The organism is Cupriavidus numazuensis (genome assembly GCF_905397435.1).
Lineage (GTDB): Bacteria > Pseudomonadota > Gammaproteobacteria > Burkholderiales > Burkholderiaceae > Cupriavidus > Cupriavidus numazuensis.
Genome location: NZ_CAJPVI010000036.1, coordinates 1 through 15589, shown reverse-complemented (window position 1 = coordinate 15589; position 15589 = coordinate 1). Strand labels below are relative to the sequence as shown.

Annotated in this window: 18 protein-coding genes and 1 pseudogene; 5 read left to right on the top strand and 14 right to left on the bottom strand. The window is 65.4% G+C overall.

Annotated features, from left to right (window positions below):
• Nucleotides 1-2: 2 nt before the first annotated feature.
• Nucleotides 3-758 (bottom strand): SURF1 family protein, encoded by a 756-nt coding sequence (locus KHO41_RS25595; protein ID WP_211956063.1) that lies wholly within the window; start codon nt 756-758, stop codon nt 3-5.
• Nucleotides 759-878: 120 nt separating this feature from the next.
• Between KHO41_RS25595 and KHO41_RS25590 the strand changes: the two genes are divergently transcribed.
• On the top strand, nt 879-1088 hold the full coding sequence (locus KHO41_RS25590) for a twin transmembrane helix small protein (RefSeq protein ID WP_011296509.1): 210 nt from the start codon (nt 879-881) through the stop codon (nt 1086-1088).
• Between the two features lie 118 nt (nt 1089-1206).
• On the opposite strand, the gene KHO41_RS25585 is transcribed toward KHO41_RS25590, so the two are convergent.
• The 8 genes from KHO41_RS25585 to KHO41_RS25550 form a co-directional block, all read right to left on the bottom strand.
• Entirely contained in the window at nt 1207-2067 is an 861-nt protein-coding gene (locus KHO41_RS25585; RefSeq protein ID WP_211956062.1) for a cytochrome c oxidase subunit 3, read from the bottom strand.
• 112 nt (nt 2068-2179) lie between these two features.
• Entirely contained in the window at nt 2180-2404 is a 225-nt protein-coding gene (locus KHO41_RS25580) for a DUF2970 domain-containing protein (protein ID WP_011296507.1), read from the bottom strand.
• 32 nt (nt 2405-2436) lie between these two features.
• On the bottom strand, nt 2437-3051 hold the full coding sequence (locus tag KHO41_RS25575) for a cytochrome c oxidase assembly protein (protein ID WP_211956061.1): 615 nt from the start codon (nt 3049-3051) through the stop codon (nt 2437-2439).
• A gap of 17 nt (nt 3052-3068) precedes the next feature.
• Entirely contained in the window at nt 3069-3200 is a 132-nt protein-coding gene (locus tag KHO41_RS25570) for a cytochrome oxidase small assembly protein (RefSeq protein ID WP_211956060.1), read from the bottom strand.
• Between the two features lie 62 nt (nt 3201-3262).
• On the bottom strand, nt 3263-4882 hold the full coding sequence (ctaD, locus tag KHO41_RS25565) for a cytochrome c oxidase subunit I (protein ID WP_211956059.1): 1620 nt from the start codon (nt 4880-4882) through the stop codon (nt 3263-3265).
• A 38-nt stretch (nt 4883-4920) separates the two neighbouring features.
• Complete coding sequence (gene coxB, locus KHO41_RS25560; protein ID WP_211956058.1) at nt 4921-6186, bottom strand: cytochrome c oxidase subunit II; 1266 nt, start codon at nt 6184-6186, stop codon at nt 4921-4923.
• Between the two features lie 58 nt (nt 6187-6244).
• A complete protein-coding gene (locus tag KHO41_RS25555; RefSeq protein WP_211956125.1) occupies nt 6245-6754 on the bottom strand; it encodes a DUF2244 domain-containing protein in 510 nt (169 codons plus the stop codon).
• A gap of 292 nt (nt 6755-7046) precedes the next feature.
• Nucleotides 7047-8054, bottom strand: coding sequence for a methyltransferase domain-containing protein (locus KHO41_RS25550; RefSeq protein WP_211956057.1), 1008 nt, complete (start codon nt 8052-8054; stop codon nt 7047-7049).
• Nucleotides 8055-8135: 81 nt separating this feature from the next.
• Here KHO41_RS25550 and KHO41_RS25545 point away from each other — a divergent pair, with 81 nt between their 5' ends.
• Together KHO41_RS25545 and trmL are read left to right on the top strand one after the other, a co-directional pair.
• Nucleotides 8136-8804: a ComF family protein gene (locus KHO41_RS25545; RefSeq protein WP_211956056.1), complete on the top strand. Its 669-nt coding sequence runs from the start codon at nt 8136-8138 to the stop codon at nt 8802-8804.
• 104 nt (nt 8805-8908) lie between these two features.
• Nucleotides 8909-9379 carry a tRNA (uridine(34)/cytosine(34)/5-carboxymethylaminomethyluridine(34)-2'-O)-methyltransferase TrmL gene (gene trmL, locus KHO41_RS25540; protein WP_211956055.1) on the top strand — a complete coding sequence of 157 codons (471 nt, stop codon included), beginning with the start codon at nt 8909-8911 and terminating at the stop codon, nt 9377-9379.
• Nucleotides 9380-9388: 9 nt separating this feature from the next.
• Here the strand turns inward: trmL and KHO41_RS25535 are convergent, their stop codons facing one another.
• The 5 genes from KHO41_RS25535 to KHO41_RS25515 all read right to left on the bottom strand — a co-directional run bounded on the left by KHO41_RS25535 (nt 9389) and on the right by KHO41_RS25515 (nt 12935).
• Nucleotides 9389-10366: a Bug family tripartite tricarboxylate transporter substrate binding protein gene (locus KHO41_RS25535; RefSeq protein ID WP_211956054.1), complete on the bottom strand. Its 978-nt coding sequence runs from the start codon at nt 10364-10366 to the stop codon at nt 9389-9391.
• 31 nt (nt 10367-10397) lie between these two features.
• Nucleotides 10398-11414 (bottom strand): NAD(P)H-dependent glycerol-3-phosphate dehydrogenase, encoded by a 1017-nt coding sequence (locus KHO41_RS25530; RefSeq protein WP_211956053.1) that lies wholly within the window; start codon nt 11412-11414, stop codon nt 10398-10400.
• Between the two features lie 110 nt (nt 11415-11524).
• Nucleotides 11525-12043, bottom strand: coding sequence for a protein-export chaperone SecB (gene secB / locus KHO41_RS25525; RefSeq protein ID WP_211956052.1), 519 nt, complete (start codon nt 12041-12043; stop codon nt 11525-11527).
• A gap of 131 nt (nt 12044-12174) precedes the next feature.
• Entirely contained in the window at nt 12175-12432 is a 258-nt protein-coding gene (grxC, locus tag KHO41_RS25520) for a glutaredoxin 3 (protein WP_211956051.1), read from the bottom strand.
• Between the two features lie 89 nt (nt 12433-12521).
• On the bottom strand, nt 12522-12935 hold the full coding sequence (locus KHO41_RS25515; RefSeq protein WP_211956050.1) for a rhodanese-like domain-containing protein: 414 nt from the start codon (nt 12933-12935) through the stop codon (nt 12522-12524).
• Nucleotides 12936-13111: 176 nt separating this feature from the next.
• Between KHO41_RS25515 and gpmA the strand changes: the two genes are divergently transcribed.
• Together gpmA and KHO41_RS25505 are read left to right on the top strand one after the other, a co-directional pair.
• On the top strand, nt 13112-13858 hold the full coding sequence (gene gpmA, locus KHO41_RS25510) for a 2,3-diphosphoglycerate-dependent phosphoglycerate mutase (protein ID WP_211956049.1): 747 nt from the start codon (nt 13112-13114) through the stop codon (nt 13856-13858).
• Between the two features lie 172 nt (nt 13859-14030).
• Nucleotides 14031-15589 (top strand): annotated as a pseudogene (locus KHO41_RS25505) (S41 family peptidase); the annotation flags it as partial.

Below are 15589 nucleotides of genomic sequence, written 5' to 3'. Positions count from 1 at the left end.
CGTTACGGTTGTCCTGCTCCGGCAAGCCGGCGCGCACGGCGCCAGCCCAGCACGATCACCAGCACCAGCGTAAGCGCGGCAAGGCCGAACCACTGGAAGGCGTAGCCATAGTGCCGGTCGGCACCCAGGTCGGCCGGTGCCCAGTCGCGCGCGAGGCCATCGCCGGTGTCGGTGCGCTGCTCGATCACGAGCGGCTGCAGCGCCACGTCGCGTTCGGCCGCGTACGCTGCCAGGTCTACGTTCTGGCGAATCTGCTTCCCCGCTTCCGCACTGGCGGACTGGCCGAGGCTATAGACCTTGGGCACCGCGGCAAGTGCCGTGCCTTCGATCGTCACTTCGCCGGCCGGCGTCGGAAACGGCGCGATGCGCGTGCGGTCCTGGGCATCGCGCGGCAGCCAGCCTCGCAGTACGAGCACGCTGCGAGCGGCTCTGCCATCACCCCGGATCACCAGCGGCGTCAGCACCAGGAAGCCGGCGCGGCTGTCGGTGCCATTGCCGTGGGGGCGATTATCCAACAAGACGGTGCGGTCCGCTTCGAAACGGCCAGTCACGCGCACGGTCCGGTCGGTGAGATTGTCCTGTACGGGCGCCGTAGTCAGCGTCACCGGCGCCTGTGCGGCGAGCGCCTGCAGCCGTTCGGCACGCGCGACTTTCTCGTGCGCGCGGTTGAGCTGCCAGTTGCCGAGCGCGCAGGTCACCGCAATCACCACGGCGGCCGCAACGGTCGGCACGGGGCTCAGGGCACGCCAGAGCTTCATCGGGCGACTCCAACCGGCCCATACGGGGTGATGCCGGCGATGCGATAATGACTCTTTCCGCTCACGAGCCCGCGGCACGCCTTGCACGTAGTGCACGTATTGCGGCCAGCCTGCCTCACCATGCGCTTTGTCATCATCGTCGCCTTCCTCCTCATCATCGGCAGCCTGGCCTCGGCCCTGTTCTTCATGATGCGCGACCGCGGCAGGACGCCGAACATGATGCGTTCGCTGATGTTCCGCGTCGGCTTCTCAGTGGCGCTGTTCCTGTTCATCCTGTTCTCGCACTGGATGGGCTGGATCCACAGCACCGGCATCCGCATGAATCCGTAGGCTCCGGAAACCCCAAAAAACAAGCGCCGCAGGCTGGTTCCCCTCCTGCGGCGCTTCTGTTTTGTGGTTCCACGGCGAAAGGCGCTGAGGCCTTCCACCGGGTACGACAAGTTGCTGCTTACAGCCAGTACACCACGATGTAGAGGAACAGCCACACCACGTCAACGAAGTGCCAGTACCAGGCGGCGCCTTCGAACGCGAAGTGATGCTCGGGCGTGAAATGGCCCTTGAGCACGCGGATCAGCACCACGGTCAGCATGATCGCGCCCATGGTCACGTGGAAGCCGTGGAAGCCGGTCAGCAGGAAGAACGTGGAACCGTAGACGCCCGAGGTGAGCTTCAGGTTCAGTTCCGAGTAGGCGTGCATGTACTCATAAGCCTGGAAGCACATGAAGATCGCGCCCAGCAGGACGGTCAGCACCAGCCCCTGGATCAGCTGGCTGCGCTTGCCGGCCAGCAGCGCGTGGTGCGCCCAGGTCAGCGTCACGCCCGACATCAGCAGCAGTGCCGTGTTGATGGTCGGAATCGGCCACGGGCCCATGGTCTGGAAGTTCTCGACCACGCCGGCCGGGCCGGTATTGGGCCATACGGCGGCAAAGTCGGGCCACAGGATCTTGTTGTCGAGGTCGCCCAGCCACGGCATGGCGATGGTGCGGGCATAGAACAGCGCGCCGAAGAACGCGGCGAAGAACATCACTTCGGAGAAGATGAACCAGCCCATCGACCAGCGGAACGACAGGTCGATGTTCTTGCCGTACATGCCCCCTTCGGATTCGCCGATGGCATCGCTGAACCAGCTCTTGAGCACGAACAGGAACCACAGCAGGCCGAAGCCGCACAGGTACGGCGCCCAGTGCACGCCGTTCACCCAGCCGGCTGCGCCGGCGCCGGTCATCAGCAGGCCGAAGCTTGCCGTGATCGGGTGGCGCGACGGTCCCGGTACGAAGTAGTACGGAGCGTTTGCGCGATTCGCACTCATTCTTTTATCTCCAGCTCAGAGTCTTGGTTCAATCGTTATCGGCACATCCGGCGGCCTTGCCTCCCAGGCCGCCGCTGGCACTGCTTTTCTGTCTACCCTACTTCCTGCCCTGCTACGCCGCGGCCGAACTGACCACGACGCGTACGATCGTAATGAGGATCGCGATGAATACCGCCGCCGCGATCACCCCGGCAATGACCACATGCACGGGGTTCAGCTTCGCCATGTCGCTCTCGTGTGCCGCGCCCTTGCGCAGGCCGATGAACGACCACAGCACCGCACGCATGGTCTGCCCGAAAGACATCTTGCGTTTGACCGCGTCCTTCAGTTCATCCACCGCCGTCTCCTCTGTCCTGCTCTCAACCTGCCTCAACCACCGTTGCCGGGCCGGCTGTCCAGCTCGCCCTGCGGTGCCTGCGCCACCGGCGCACCCACTTCGAAGAAGGTGTACGACAGCGTGATGTTCTTCACATCCTTCGGCAGCTTCGGATCGATCACGAACACCACCGGCATCTCGCGCGCTTCCTTGGCCTTGAGCGTCTGCTGCTTGAAGCAGAAGCACTCGAGCTTCTTGAAGTACTCGGTCGCCTGCTTGGGCGCGTAGCTTGGGATCGCCTGCGCGGAAATGTCGCGCGGCTGCCCGTTGGCCACTTCGTAGACGATCGTCGCCATCTCGCCGGGATGCACTTCCATGCTGTTCTTCACCGGACGGAACGCGAACGGGCCGCGCGCGTTCGAATCGAACTCCACCGTGACGGTGCGGCTCGTGTCGACCTGCGTATTCTTGAGCGAGCCGCCGTACAGCTCGCGCGTGGTCACCACGTTCAGCCCGGTGAGATCGCAGATCTTCTTGTACAGCGGCACCAGCGCGTAGCCGAACCCGAACATCACGCCGACGATCACGACCAGCCGCAGCATCATGCCGCGGTTGAACCGCTTGTCGGCTTCGTGATTCTGATTCTGCCCCTGCTGATCGACGCTCATCCCGCTACCCCGCAGCTTCAGCCAAGGAAAACCATCTTGGCGAAGAACCCCAGAAAGAAAACCACCACGATCGACAACAGGATCAGTCCCAGTCGCCGGTTGGCGGCTTTCTGGTCTGCTTGCGATGGATTTTTTTGTGGAGCCTGCATCTTGTGTTACCTGCCGGCACGGAAGGCGGCTGGCGCCCTCCGTGCCTGATTGCGTTCAGTGCTTAGCGAACTTGCGGCGGCACTTCAAAGGTGTGGAACGGCGCCGGCGACGGCACGGTCCACTCCAGGCCCTCGGCACCATCCCAGGGCTTGTCCGCGGCCTTCTCGCCGCCACGGTAGGACGGCAGCACCACGAAGAAGAAGAAATACACCTGCATCAGGCCGAAGCCCAGTGCCCCGATCGACGCGATCGCGTTGAAGTCCGCGAACTGGGTCGGATAGTCGGCATAGCGACGCGGCATGCCGGCCAGACCCAGGAAGTGCATCGGGAAGAAGGTGACGTTGAAGAAGATGATCGAGCCCCAGAAGTGGATCTGGCCGCGGGTTTCGTTGTACATGAAACCGCTCCACTTCGGACCCCAGTAGTAGAAGCCCGCGAACAGCGCGAACAGCGAGCCGGCCACCAGCACATAGTGGAAGTGCGCCACGATGAAGTAGGTGTCCTGCAGCTGGATGTCGATCGGGGCCACCGCCGGCATCAGGCCGGTAAAGCCGCCGATGGTGAACACGAAGATGAAGCCGATCGAGAACAGCATCGGGGTCTCGAAGGTCATCGAGCCGCGCCACATCGTCGCGATCCAGTTGAAGATCTTCACAGCCGTCGGCACCGCGATCAGCATCGTCGCGTACATGAAGAACAGCTGGCCCGTCACCGGCATGCCGGTCGTGAACATGTGGTGCGCCCACACGATGAACGACAGGATGGCGATCGAAGCGGTCGCGTACACCATCGAGCTGTAGCCGAACAGGCGCTTGCGCGCGAACGCCGGCACCACGTGCGAGATGATCCCGAAGGCCGGCAGGATCATGATGTACACCTCGGGGTGGCCGAAGAACCAGAAGATGTGCTGGTACATCACCGGGTCACCACCACCAGCGGCCGAGAAGAAGCTCGTGCCGAAGTGGCGGTCGGTCAGCACCATGGTGATGGCACCGGCCAGCACGGGCATCACGGCGATCAGCAGGTACGCGGTGATCAGCCACGTCCAGCAGAACATCGGCATCCGCATCAGCGTCATGCCAGGCGCGCGCATGTTGAGGATGGTCACGATGATGTTGATCGAGCCCATGATCGACGACGCGCCCATGATGTGCATGGCGAAGATGGCCATGTCCATGCCCGGGCCCATCTGCACCGACAGCGGCGCGTACAGCGTCCAGCCGGCGGCGGTGGCACCGCCCGGGGCGAAGAACGAGCCGGCCAGCAGCAGCGCAGCCGGCGGCATCAGCCAGAAGCTGAAGTTGTTCATGCGCGCGAACGCCATGTCGGACGCGCCGATCTGCAGCGGGATCATCCAGTTCGCGAAGCCCACGAAGGCCGGCATGATCGCACCGAACACCATGATCAGGCCATGCATGGTGGTGAACTGGTTGAACAGCTCGGGGCGGAAGAACTGCAGGCCCGGCTCGAACAGCTCCAGGCGGATCAGCAGTGCCAGCAAGCCGCCCGACAACAGCATGATGAACGCGAACAGCAGGTACAGCGTGCCGATGTCCTTGTGGTTGGTGGCGAACAACCAGCGGCGCCAGCCATGCGGGTGATCATGCGCGTGGTCGTCGTGACCGTGACCGTGCGCGTGATCGTGCGGATGGCCGATTGCGTCGGGGGTAGCAGTACTCATCGCAAATGCTCCTCTAATCCTGTCCTGTCTTCAGCCGGTCAGCCTGCGGTGCGGTCGCCCGCGATGCTGGCCTGCTTGCTGCCCTGGTCTTTGGCGGGCTTCGCGTCCGCCTTCGGTGCGTCGCCGCCTGCAGCGCCGCCGCCCTCGGGGAACTTGCCGGCGCGGGCATTCACGAAATCGCTGGGCTGGATCACTTCGCCGGTCTTGTTGCTCCAGCTGTTGCGCACATAGGTCATCGCTGCAGCCAGCTCCGTATCGGACAGCTGCTTCCACGACGGCATGGCGTTCTTGCCTTCCAGCATGATGTGCATCTGGCCGGCCTTCGGGCCATTCACGATCTTCGAGCCGTCCAGCGCCGGGAACGCGCCGCCGCCCTTGCCGTTCGGCTGGTGGCAGACCGCGCAGTTGGCGGCGTAGACCTTCTCGCCGCGCACCTTCATTTCGTCGAGCGTCCAGGTCTTGTTCGGATCATCGGCCTTGGCGGCCATTTCCTTCTTCTTGCCGTCGACCCACTTGGTGTAGTCAGCGTCGGACACCACGCGCACGACGATCGGCATGAACGCGTGTTCCTTGCCGCAGAGCTCGGCGCACTGGCCGCGGTACACGCCGACCTTCTCGGCCTTGAACCACGTGTCGCGCACGAAGCCGGGGATCGCATCCTGCTTGACGCCGAAGGCCGGGATCATCCACGCGTGGATCACGTCATTGGCGGTCGTGACGATGCGCACCTTCTTGTTGACCGGCACCACGAGCTCGTTGTCGACTTCCATCAGGTAGGTGTTCGACTTCGGCGCTTCGTTGTTGATCTGCTCGCGCGGCGTGGTCAGCGTGGACACGAAGGAGATCCCTTCGCCCTCGCCCTTCAGGTAGTCGTAGCCCCACTTCCACTGGTAGCCGGTGGCCTTGATGGTGACGTCGGAGTTGGTGGTGTCCTTCATGGCCACCACGGTCTTGGTGGCGGGCAGCGCCATGGCGATCACGATCAGGAACGGGACGATGGTCCAGATCATTTCGACCGTGATGCTTTCGTGGAAGGAGGCGGGCTTGGCACCCTTGGACTTGCGGTGCGTGAACACGGAATAGAACATCACGCCGAACACCGCGACGAAGATCACGGTGCACATGATCAGCATCATCCAGTTCAGCCAGTGAATCTGCTCGGCGATCTTGGTGACCGGCTCGGTCAGGTTCAGCTGACGCACGGCGGGACCGCCGGGCATGTCACTGACCGCCAGGGCCGCCTGGCTGGCAAGCAGGGATGCGCTCGCCAGACAAACTGCGGATGCCTTCTTCCACATTTTCATTTGTTATCTACCCAATTTACAGATCCAAATCTGTCCCCGCCTCCGCCCCCGCCACCTCTCAGAGGCGGCGCAGGGCCGCTGCGAGCTCCTGGGCGAACTTGCGCCGCTTGTGCGGGTCCAGATAGCACCCCACCTGCACAACGCGCTTGCCCGAGCGCAAGGTCACCAGCGCGCGGGACGATTCCCCCAGTTCGACCCGCACCCACTGCGGGTTGAATTCATGGCGCGTCAACCGCTGCGCACTGGCTGTCTCCACGACCAGCACGCCATCGTTGATGCTGACACGCTCATAGTCCGTCGCATGACGTGCATACACAAGCAGAGCAATCCCCAGTCCGAGCAGGTCCAGGCCGGCAAATGGCAGCACGAGCCAGGACCCTTGCACCGCGAAAAACAACGCGATAGCAAGCGAGACAGTGAAGATCGAGAGGTAAAACCAGCCGACCTGGCGTGGAGAGAGCGAGCAATTCCGCTTCATCAGCCAGTCGTGGGGCGCGGGGGGAGGTCCGTCGAGATTTCCGCCGGAGTCACCACTTGCCGTCTGGAATGCGATACCCAAGTCTTGCATCGCCAACCACTCTGCATCGGATGCACACCCGGGACGATTGCGCCCTGAGTGCACCGTGCGAGTGCAACTCCAGGACGTTCTTGTGCCAGGGGACCACTGCGACAAACTGGCGCATTATAGGGCGCTTCGCATACACGGACAAGGCCGCACATTGACCAAAGCGCTTGCGCGACGTAGGGATTTATGCTTAACGCGCATTAACGAAATCGCCCGCAAAACCAGTGCAGACATGGCCTGGCGGGCGATCCGCACATGTTTTTCGTTACACGGAAGTCATTACAGTCGTAACTGCTCAGCGGCGCGGCCGGGCCCGGCCGATCTTGTCAACCGGCACCACCGCGCGGCCCAGTTCGTCGACCTGCTGCGAACCACGCGGAGGCAGCTTCCAGGCGTGGCCGTAGACGATTTCGAAGGTCAGCGGAATCACGCCATCGGCATTGCGCAGGCGCTCAAGCGCCGCGCAGACCGCCTGATGCCAGCGCCGGCCATGCAGGCCGGCACGCCGCAGGGCCGCATGCGCGCGCAGTCCGCCGAAGGCCTGCACCTCGCGCAGCAGCGTCTCGGGCGATTCATAGGTCACGGTCAGCGTTTCCATGTCCATGACCGGCGTGGACCAGCCGCCATGGACCAGCATATCGCCGATATCGTGCATGTCGACAAAGCGCAACGTGTGGGTGGCCGTATCGACCTCCTCGAACGCGGCGCGCAGTTCGCGCAGCGTATCGGGGCCGAACAGCGAGAACATCACGAGGCCATCGTCGCGCGTCACGCGGTGCCATTCCGGGAACACGCGGTGCGGCTCCGGATGCCAGTGCAGGGCCAGGTTGGACCACAGCAGATCGAAGCTGCCGGGCGCAAAAGGCAGTGTGGCAAGATCGCCCTGGACCAGGTCGAACAGCGGCCGCTTGCCGAGCAGGCGGCCGACCCAGCCGGGCCGCCGCTGCGGATCGCGCTGCCCCGCCTCGGCCAGCATCGCGCCGGAAATATCGAGGCCGGCGATCTGTGCGTCGGGGAAGCGCGCGCGCAAGCCCGCCAGGCCCTGGCCGTGCCCGCAGCCGATATCGAGCGCGCGCTGTGGCGTCAGCCGGACCACCTCCATGCGCTCCTGCATGCGGCGGCCGATCTCGCCGAGCAGGAAATCGAGCTGGCCGAACGCGGCGCTGCGCCGGTCGAAAGCGATCCGGGTCAGCCGCGTGGGCGGCACGAAGGCATCGGGAGAATCGGCGGCATGCAGGGACACGGGAAAACCAGGCAACAGGAAAATGGGGACACAGAGGCCGCGGCGACACACGCGGCGCATGGCAGCCGCGCGCGTTGGCGGGCGGCCGGACGGCAAGTATACGCGCGCACCGCGAAAGCCGCCGGACAGCTCCGGGGGCTGGTGCGCGCGTTGCTGCCCTGTTCGTGCGCGCTCTGCGGGACGGTGCAGGATGAAGTGGTGTGCCGCGACTGCGTTGCCGAACTGCTCTACCCGGTGTCGCGCTGCCCGGTTTGCGCGATGGGGCGGGCACCGGGCGAGCCGTGCCGGGCATGCGCGCAGCATCGGCCCGATTTCGACCAGGCCTTCACGCTCGGCGACTACGGCATTCCGCAGGACTCGCTGGTGCTGGCGCTCAAGTATGGCAAGGTGCTGTCCCTGGCCGGGTGGCTCGCTGCCGCGCTCGCAAGCCGGGTACGGGCCGCCGGCGCGCCGATGCCGGACCTGATCGCGCCCATCCCGCTGTCGCCGCAACGCCTGGCCGAACGCGGCTTCAACCAGGCCTGGGAGATCGCTCGTCCGCTCGCGCGCCATCTGGGCGTGGCGAGCGATCCTGTGCTGCTAGAGCGTCCGCGCGATATCGCCACCCAGCACTTGCTGGACCTGGCCCAGCGGCAGATGAATGTGCGCGGCGCATTCCGCATGGGCCGCCCACGACCGCTCGCGGGCATGCACGTGGGCCTTGTCGATGATGTGATGACCACAGGCGCCACGCTGGACGAAGCCGCGCGCACGCTGAAGGCACAGGGCGCGGCACGGGTCAGTGTGATCGTCGCGCTGCGTACGCCATAAGACGCCAATGGCCGGCGGATGACAGCGCCGCCCGCGCGCGGTAAGCTGCGCACCGTTTTTGATGCCGGGGCCATGGCGCCCTGCCCTGCCAAGGAAACCGCCCCATGTTCCACGTCGTCCTGGTCGAACCGGAAATCCCGCCCAACACCGGCAATGTGATCCGCCTGTGCGCGAACACCGGCGCGCAATTGCATCTGGTCAAGCCCTTGGGATTTCCGCTGGAGGATGCCCGCATGCGGCGCGCGGGACTCGACTATCACGAATACGCGACCATGCGCGTGCACGAGAACTGGGACGCGCTGATGGCCAGCGAGCAGCCCGACCCGGCGCGCATGTTCGCACTGACGACGCATGGCTCGACGCCGTTCGGGGAGGTCAGCTTCCGGCCCGGCGACTGGTTCGTGTTCGGCTCCGAAACGCGCGGACTCGCGCCCGAGCGGCGCGAATCGTTTCCGCCCTCGCAGCGCATTCGCCTGCCGATGCGGCCCAACAACCGCAGCCTGAACCTGTCGAATACTGTGGCCGTGGTCGTGTTCGAGGCCTGGCGCCAGAACGGCTTTGCCGGTGGCGCCTGAGCGCCAGCGCTATTCGGGCTGCACGCCCGCGGCGCGGATCACCTTGTCCCAGCGCACCTTTTCGCTCGCCATGGTCTGGCGCAGCGATGCCGGCGCCGTGCCAGCCGGCACGAAATACTGCGCGCGCATTTTCTCGCGCACGTCGGCGCTGCCGATGATGGCCACCAGCTCACGGTAAAGCCGGTCGATGATCGCGGGCGGCGTGCCCGCCGGCGCCAGCACCGCCTGCCACGAAATCGCTTCGAATCCGGGATAGCCCGATTCGGCGACGGTCGGTACCGAGGGCAGCACCGCCGTGCGTCCCGTCGTGGTCACCGCGAGGATGCGCAGCTTGCCTGCATTGACGAGCGGCATCGCAATCGCGGGCACCATGAAGCCGGCCTGGATCTGTCCGCCGACCATGGCGGTAGTAACCTGCGGGAAGCCCGGATACGGCACGTGCTGCAGGTCGATGCCGGCCATGGCCTTGAGCTGCTCCATCGCCAGATGCGCGGCACTCCCGTTGCCGACTGAGCCGTAATTCAGCGCTCCGGACTTCGTCTTCGCCAGCGCCACGAACTCGTGCAGGTTATGCACGGGCAGCCTTGCATCGACGACCAGCACGTTAGGTGATGTCGCGACCAACGTAACCGGCGCCAGCTGACGGAACGGATCGTAGTTCAGGTTTCGCGACAGCGAGGGCGCAGTCACCAGCGGGCCGTTGATCGTGAACAGCAGCGTGTAGCCGTCGGGCGCGGCCTTGGCCACCATGCCCGTGCCGATATTGCCGCCGGCGCCCGGCCGGTTTTCCACGACCACGGGCTGGCCCAGCGTCGCCGCAAGCTTTTCGGTAAGCAGGCGCGCGATCAGGTCGGGCGACGATCCCGCCGGAAACGGCACCACCATGCGCAGCGGCCGCGACGGCCAGTTGTCGGGCTTGTCGGCCCAGGACGGGGACACTGCGCAAGCGCAGGCGAGCGCGATCAGCGCGTGGCGACGGGATGTCATGCGTAAGGAATCGGGGAGAACTGTACGGAGGCTATTCGTCGCGTGCGTCGCGTTGCAGAAGCTGCGCCACGGCATCGGCGGCGCTCAGGCCTTCGAACAGCACCGCGCACACGGCGCGCGTGATCGGCATCTCGATCTTGCAGGCCTCGGCGAGCGCGGCCACGGCCTGCGCGCAACGCACGCCTTCGGCGACATGCCCAAGGCTTGCCAGTATCTGCTCGAGGCTTTGGCCAGCCGCGAGCTGTTGTCCGACCTTGCGGTTGCGCGACAGGTCGCCGGTGGCCGTCAGGATCAGATCGCCTACGCCGGCAAGGCCCATGAAGGTCTCTGCACGTCCACCAAGCGCGAGCCCCAGACGCGTCATTTCAGCCAGGCCCCGCGTCACCAGCGCGGCGCGCGCGTTGAGCCCCAACCCTAAGCCATCGCTCGCGCCAGTGGCAATCGCCAGCACGTTCTTCACCGCGCCGCCGACCTCGACGCCGGTCAGGTCGTCGCTGCCGTAGATGCGCATGGCGTGATGGTGGAATGCCGCCTGCGCGCAATCAGCCAGCGTTGGCACGCTGCCCGCGACTGTCAGCGCGCACGGCAAGCCCAGCGCCACCTCGCGCGCAAAGCTCGGGCCGGTCAGCACACCATAGTCGAATCCGCTGGTACGACCCGCGGCGTCAAGCTCTTCGCGCACCATCTGGTGCGGCAGCGCGTGCGTGCCGGCCTCGAAGCCCTTGCACAGCCACAGCATGCGCACGTGGCCGTCGCCGCGCGCGGCGAGCCGGCGCGTCATTTCGCGCAGGCCCGACACGGGCGTGGCCACGATCACGAGGCCATCAGGATCGCCGGCGGCATGACCGACCGCCTGCTCGAAGTCCGCTTCCACGCGCAGCCGCGGCGACAGCTGTACGCCCGGCAGATAGGCCTCGTTGCTGCCAGTCGCCGCGATCGCGGCAAGCTGGGCGGGATCGCGTCCCCACAGCACCACGTCATGGTTGGCGGCGGCATGGCTCGCGAGTGCGGTGCCCCAGGCACCCGCACCGAGGAAGGTCAGTTTCATGGCGGCTCGAACGGTGGATCGGCGCAATCGATGGTAGCCCTGTGCGCGGGCCCCGGAAAGGCAAAACGGGGCCGCAGCCCCGTTTCGTCAGGCAGTGCGGGACTGCCGGATCAGTGGCGAGCCTGGCTGCCGTCAGGCATCACGATGCCGCTGTTGGCGCCGCCGGCGGCCTGGGCTTCTTCCATGGCGGCCTGCAGGCGCTGCTCGTACAGGGCCTGGAAGTTGATTTCCGACAGGTGGATGGCCTGGAAGCCCGCACGCGTGATGATGTCGGCGATATTGCCGCGCAGGTACGGATACAGGATGGTCGGGCAGGCAATGCCCAGCAGCGGGTCGAGCTGCTCGACCGGCACGTTGCGGATGTCGAAGATGCCGGCCTGGTGCGCTTCCACGAGGAAAGCGACCTTTTCCTGGACCTTGGTCGTCACGGTACCGGTCACCACCACTTCGAAGATGCCTTCCTGCAGCTGCGAAGCGGCCACGTTGACCTGCACTTCGACCGACGGGGCTTCCGATTCCAGGAAGATGCCCGGCGAATTGGGCTGCTCGAGCGACATGTCCTTGAGGTACACGCGCTGGATGTTGAAGAAGGGTTGGTCTTCCTGCTGGGTGTTTTGCTGGTCGCTCATGAAAGGCTTCCGGGATGGGCGTTGGACGCGGCGGCCGGTTGCGGCACGAGCCTGCGCCCGGTTGGAAAACGCATATGGTACATGACGCGGGTGGCATTATCACCCGCGCAGGGGCCGCGGCTTGCGCTGGCTCAGGCGGCCAGCAGCGGCGTCAGGCCGCCCTGGCGATCCAGCGCGGAGAGATCGTCGAAACCGCCAACGTGGGTGTCGTCGATATAGATCTGGGGCACGGTGCGGCGACCGGTGCGCGACATCATTTCCTCGCGCTTGCCGGGTTCGCGGTCGATCAGGACCTTCTCGATCGTCTCGACGCCCTTGGACTTGAGCAAGCGCTCAGCCATCACGCAATAAGGGCACACCTGCGTGCTGTACATGACGACGCGGGCCATGCAGTTCTCCTTCGATACTCAAACGCCGCCGGCACCGCGCGAGCGGGATCCGGCGTATGGGACGGACAGGCCGGCCAGTCTGGCGCGGCTTACTTGATGACCGGAAGCCCGGCCTGCTGCCAGGCGGCGAGACCGCCTTCGAGCACATAGGTCTCACTGTACCCGGCTTCCTTGAGCGCTGCCTGAGCCTTGCCGAGGCCCTGGCCGGTCTGGGATACCACGATGATGGGGACAGCCTTGTCCTTTGCAAGACCGGCCGCGCGCGTGGCCAGGTCGGACAGCGGGGCGCTCTTGGCCTGCGGCAGGTGACCCTTGGCATACTCGGCGGCTTCGCGAATGTCCACGACCACCGCGCCGCGCTTGTTGATCAGCTGCGTGGCGGCGACCGTATTGACGGCCTTTCCACCCGTGCCGCGGGCGATCGTGGGCCAGGCCAGCAGGCCGCCCGAGACCACGGCGAGGGCGATCAGGGCGAGGTTGTTATAGTCGGCGAAGAAATTCACGTTGGCATTCCGTTGGGTTGGGTCGGCGGCATTATAAAATACGCGGTTTGGCGTCCGGGCCTCCGCCGCCAGGCCACAGCGGCCATTGTCGCCTCTTTGTCGTGTCACGAACACATGGCGACACCAATGCGGCGGCCCCGGCGCACGCAGGTTATTCACTCTCTGGAAGCAGCAGCATGTACAAGCTAGTCCTCATCCGCCACGGCGAATCGACGTGGAACCTCGAAAACCGCTTCACCGGCTGGGTCGACGTCGACCTGACCGACACTGGCGCCGCGCAAGCCCGCCTGGCCGGCAAACTGCTCAAGGACGCCGGCTTCGCCTTCGACGTGGCCTACACGTCCGTGCTCAAGCGCGCGATCCGCACGCTGTGGCACGTGCAGGACGAAATGGACCAGATGTGGATCCCGGTGCGCAACGAATGGCGCCTGAACGAACGCCACTACGGCGCGCTGGCCGGCCTGAACAAGGCCGAAACCGCCGCCAAGTTCGGCGACGAGCAGGTGCTCGTGTGGCGCCGCAGCTACGACACGCCGCCGCCGGCGCTGGAACCGACCGATCCGCGTGCCTCTTACGAGGATCCGCGCTACGCCAATGTGCCGCACGAGCAGATCCCGCTGACCGAGTGCCTGAAGGACACCGTGGCCCGCGTGCTGCCGCTGTGGAACGAATCCATCGCTCCGGACATCCAATCCGGCAAGCGCGTGGTCATTGCCGCTCACGGCAACAGCATCCGCGCCCTGGTTAAGTACCTGGATCAGATTTCGGATGACGATATCGTCGGCCTCAACATCCCCAACGGCACCCCGCTCGTCTACGAGCTGGATGCCAACCTGCGCCCCCTGCGCCACTACTACCTGGGCGACCAGGAAGCCATCGCCGCCTCGCTGGCGGCCGTGGCCAGCCAGGGCAAGGCCCGCTGAAGGCCCGCCGGGCGGCATGCACCAGCCAAGGTGCGGCCGCCCACCGACAGCCGGTACGTGACAGGCCTTTTTCTCCACACCGTTTTATACTGTCGGACAAACCGCCCCGCGCCCGGCGCAGGGGCGGCTGCAGCCGGCATAATCCCCATACGTACACGTTCAGGCAGCCCTCATGCGTAAGACGCTCAAGAACATCAGCCTCGTTTCGGTCGGACTTGTCGCCGGCGTGCTGGCCACGCTGCAGATTTCAGCCACCGCGCAGAACTCCGCCGGCCCCCTGCCGCTCGACCAGTTACGGCTGATGGCCGACATCTTCGGGCAGATCAAGCGCGAATATGTGGAACCGGTCGATGACAAGAAGCTGCTGACCGAAGCCATCAAGGGCATGGTCGCCAGCCTCGACCCGCATTCGGCCTACCTGGACGAGAAGGACTTCAAGGAACTGCAGGAAGGCACGCGCGGCCGCTTCGCTGGCCTGGGCATCGAGATCTCGCAGGAAGAAGGCCTGGTCAAGGTCATCAACCCGATCGAAGATACGCCTGCATTCCGCGCCGGCATCCAGCCCGGCGACCTGATCACCCGTATCGACGACAAGCCCGTGCGCGGCCTGCCGCTGGAACAGGCGGTCAAGCGCATGCGCGGCGAGCCGGGCACCAAGGTCACGCTGACCATCTATCGCAAGAGCGAAGAGCGCACTTTCCCGATTTCCATCACCCGTGCCGAAATCCGCGTCCAGTCGGTCAAGACCAAGATGCTGGACAACAACACCATCGGCTGGGTGCGCCTGACGAGCTTCCAGGAGCGCACGGTCGCGGACCTGGGCCGCCGGCTCAACGAGATGGCCCAGAAGAACCCGGGCCTGAAGGGCATCGTCCTGGACCTGCGCAACAATGGCGGCGGCGTGCTGCAAGGCGCGGTTGGCGTGGCGGCGGCGTTCCTGCCGGACGACTCGACGGTGGTGTCCACCAACGGCCAGGTACCCGACGCCAAGCGCGTGTACAAGGCGACGTTCAACAACTACCGCCTGTCGTCGCTCGAGGACGATCCGCTCAAGGACCTGCCGGCGCTGTACAAGAAGATCCCGATGGTCGTGCTGACCAACGCCTATTCGGCCTCGGCGTCCGAGATCGTGGCCGGCGCGCTGCAGGACCACCACCGCGCGCTGATCATGGGCAAGACCACGTTCGGCAAGGGTTCGGTGCAGACGGTGCGGCCGCTGACCAATGACACGGGCATCAAGCTGACCATCGCGTACTACTACACGCCGACGGGCAAGTCGATCCAGGCCAAGGGTATCCGTCCGGACATTCCGGTCGACCAGAATCCCGAAGGCGATCCGGACGACGCGCTGATCACGCGCGAGATCGATACCGAGCGCCACCTGCACAACAAGCAGGAGTCGGAAGAGCCGGAAATGAACGAGCGTGAACAGCGCCGCGTGGAAGAACTGCGCCGCCTGGAAGAGGAAAACGCGAAGAAGACGCCGGAAGAGCGCGAGAAGGATCGCCGCAAGAAGCCGATCGAGTTCGGTTCCGCCGACGACTTCATGCTGCAGCAGGCCATCGCCCAGCTCGACGGCCAGCCGGTCAAGCGTTCCAAGTCGAAGCTCGAAACCAACCCGCCTGCCGACAAGCCCGCCAAGGCCGCGCCTGCGTAGAAGGGCGCCAGCGCCCCGGCGGCCAAGCCCGCCGCGCCGGCGCCCGGCAAGCAGCCGCCGGCCAGTGCGCCGAT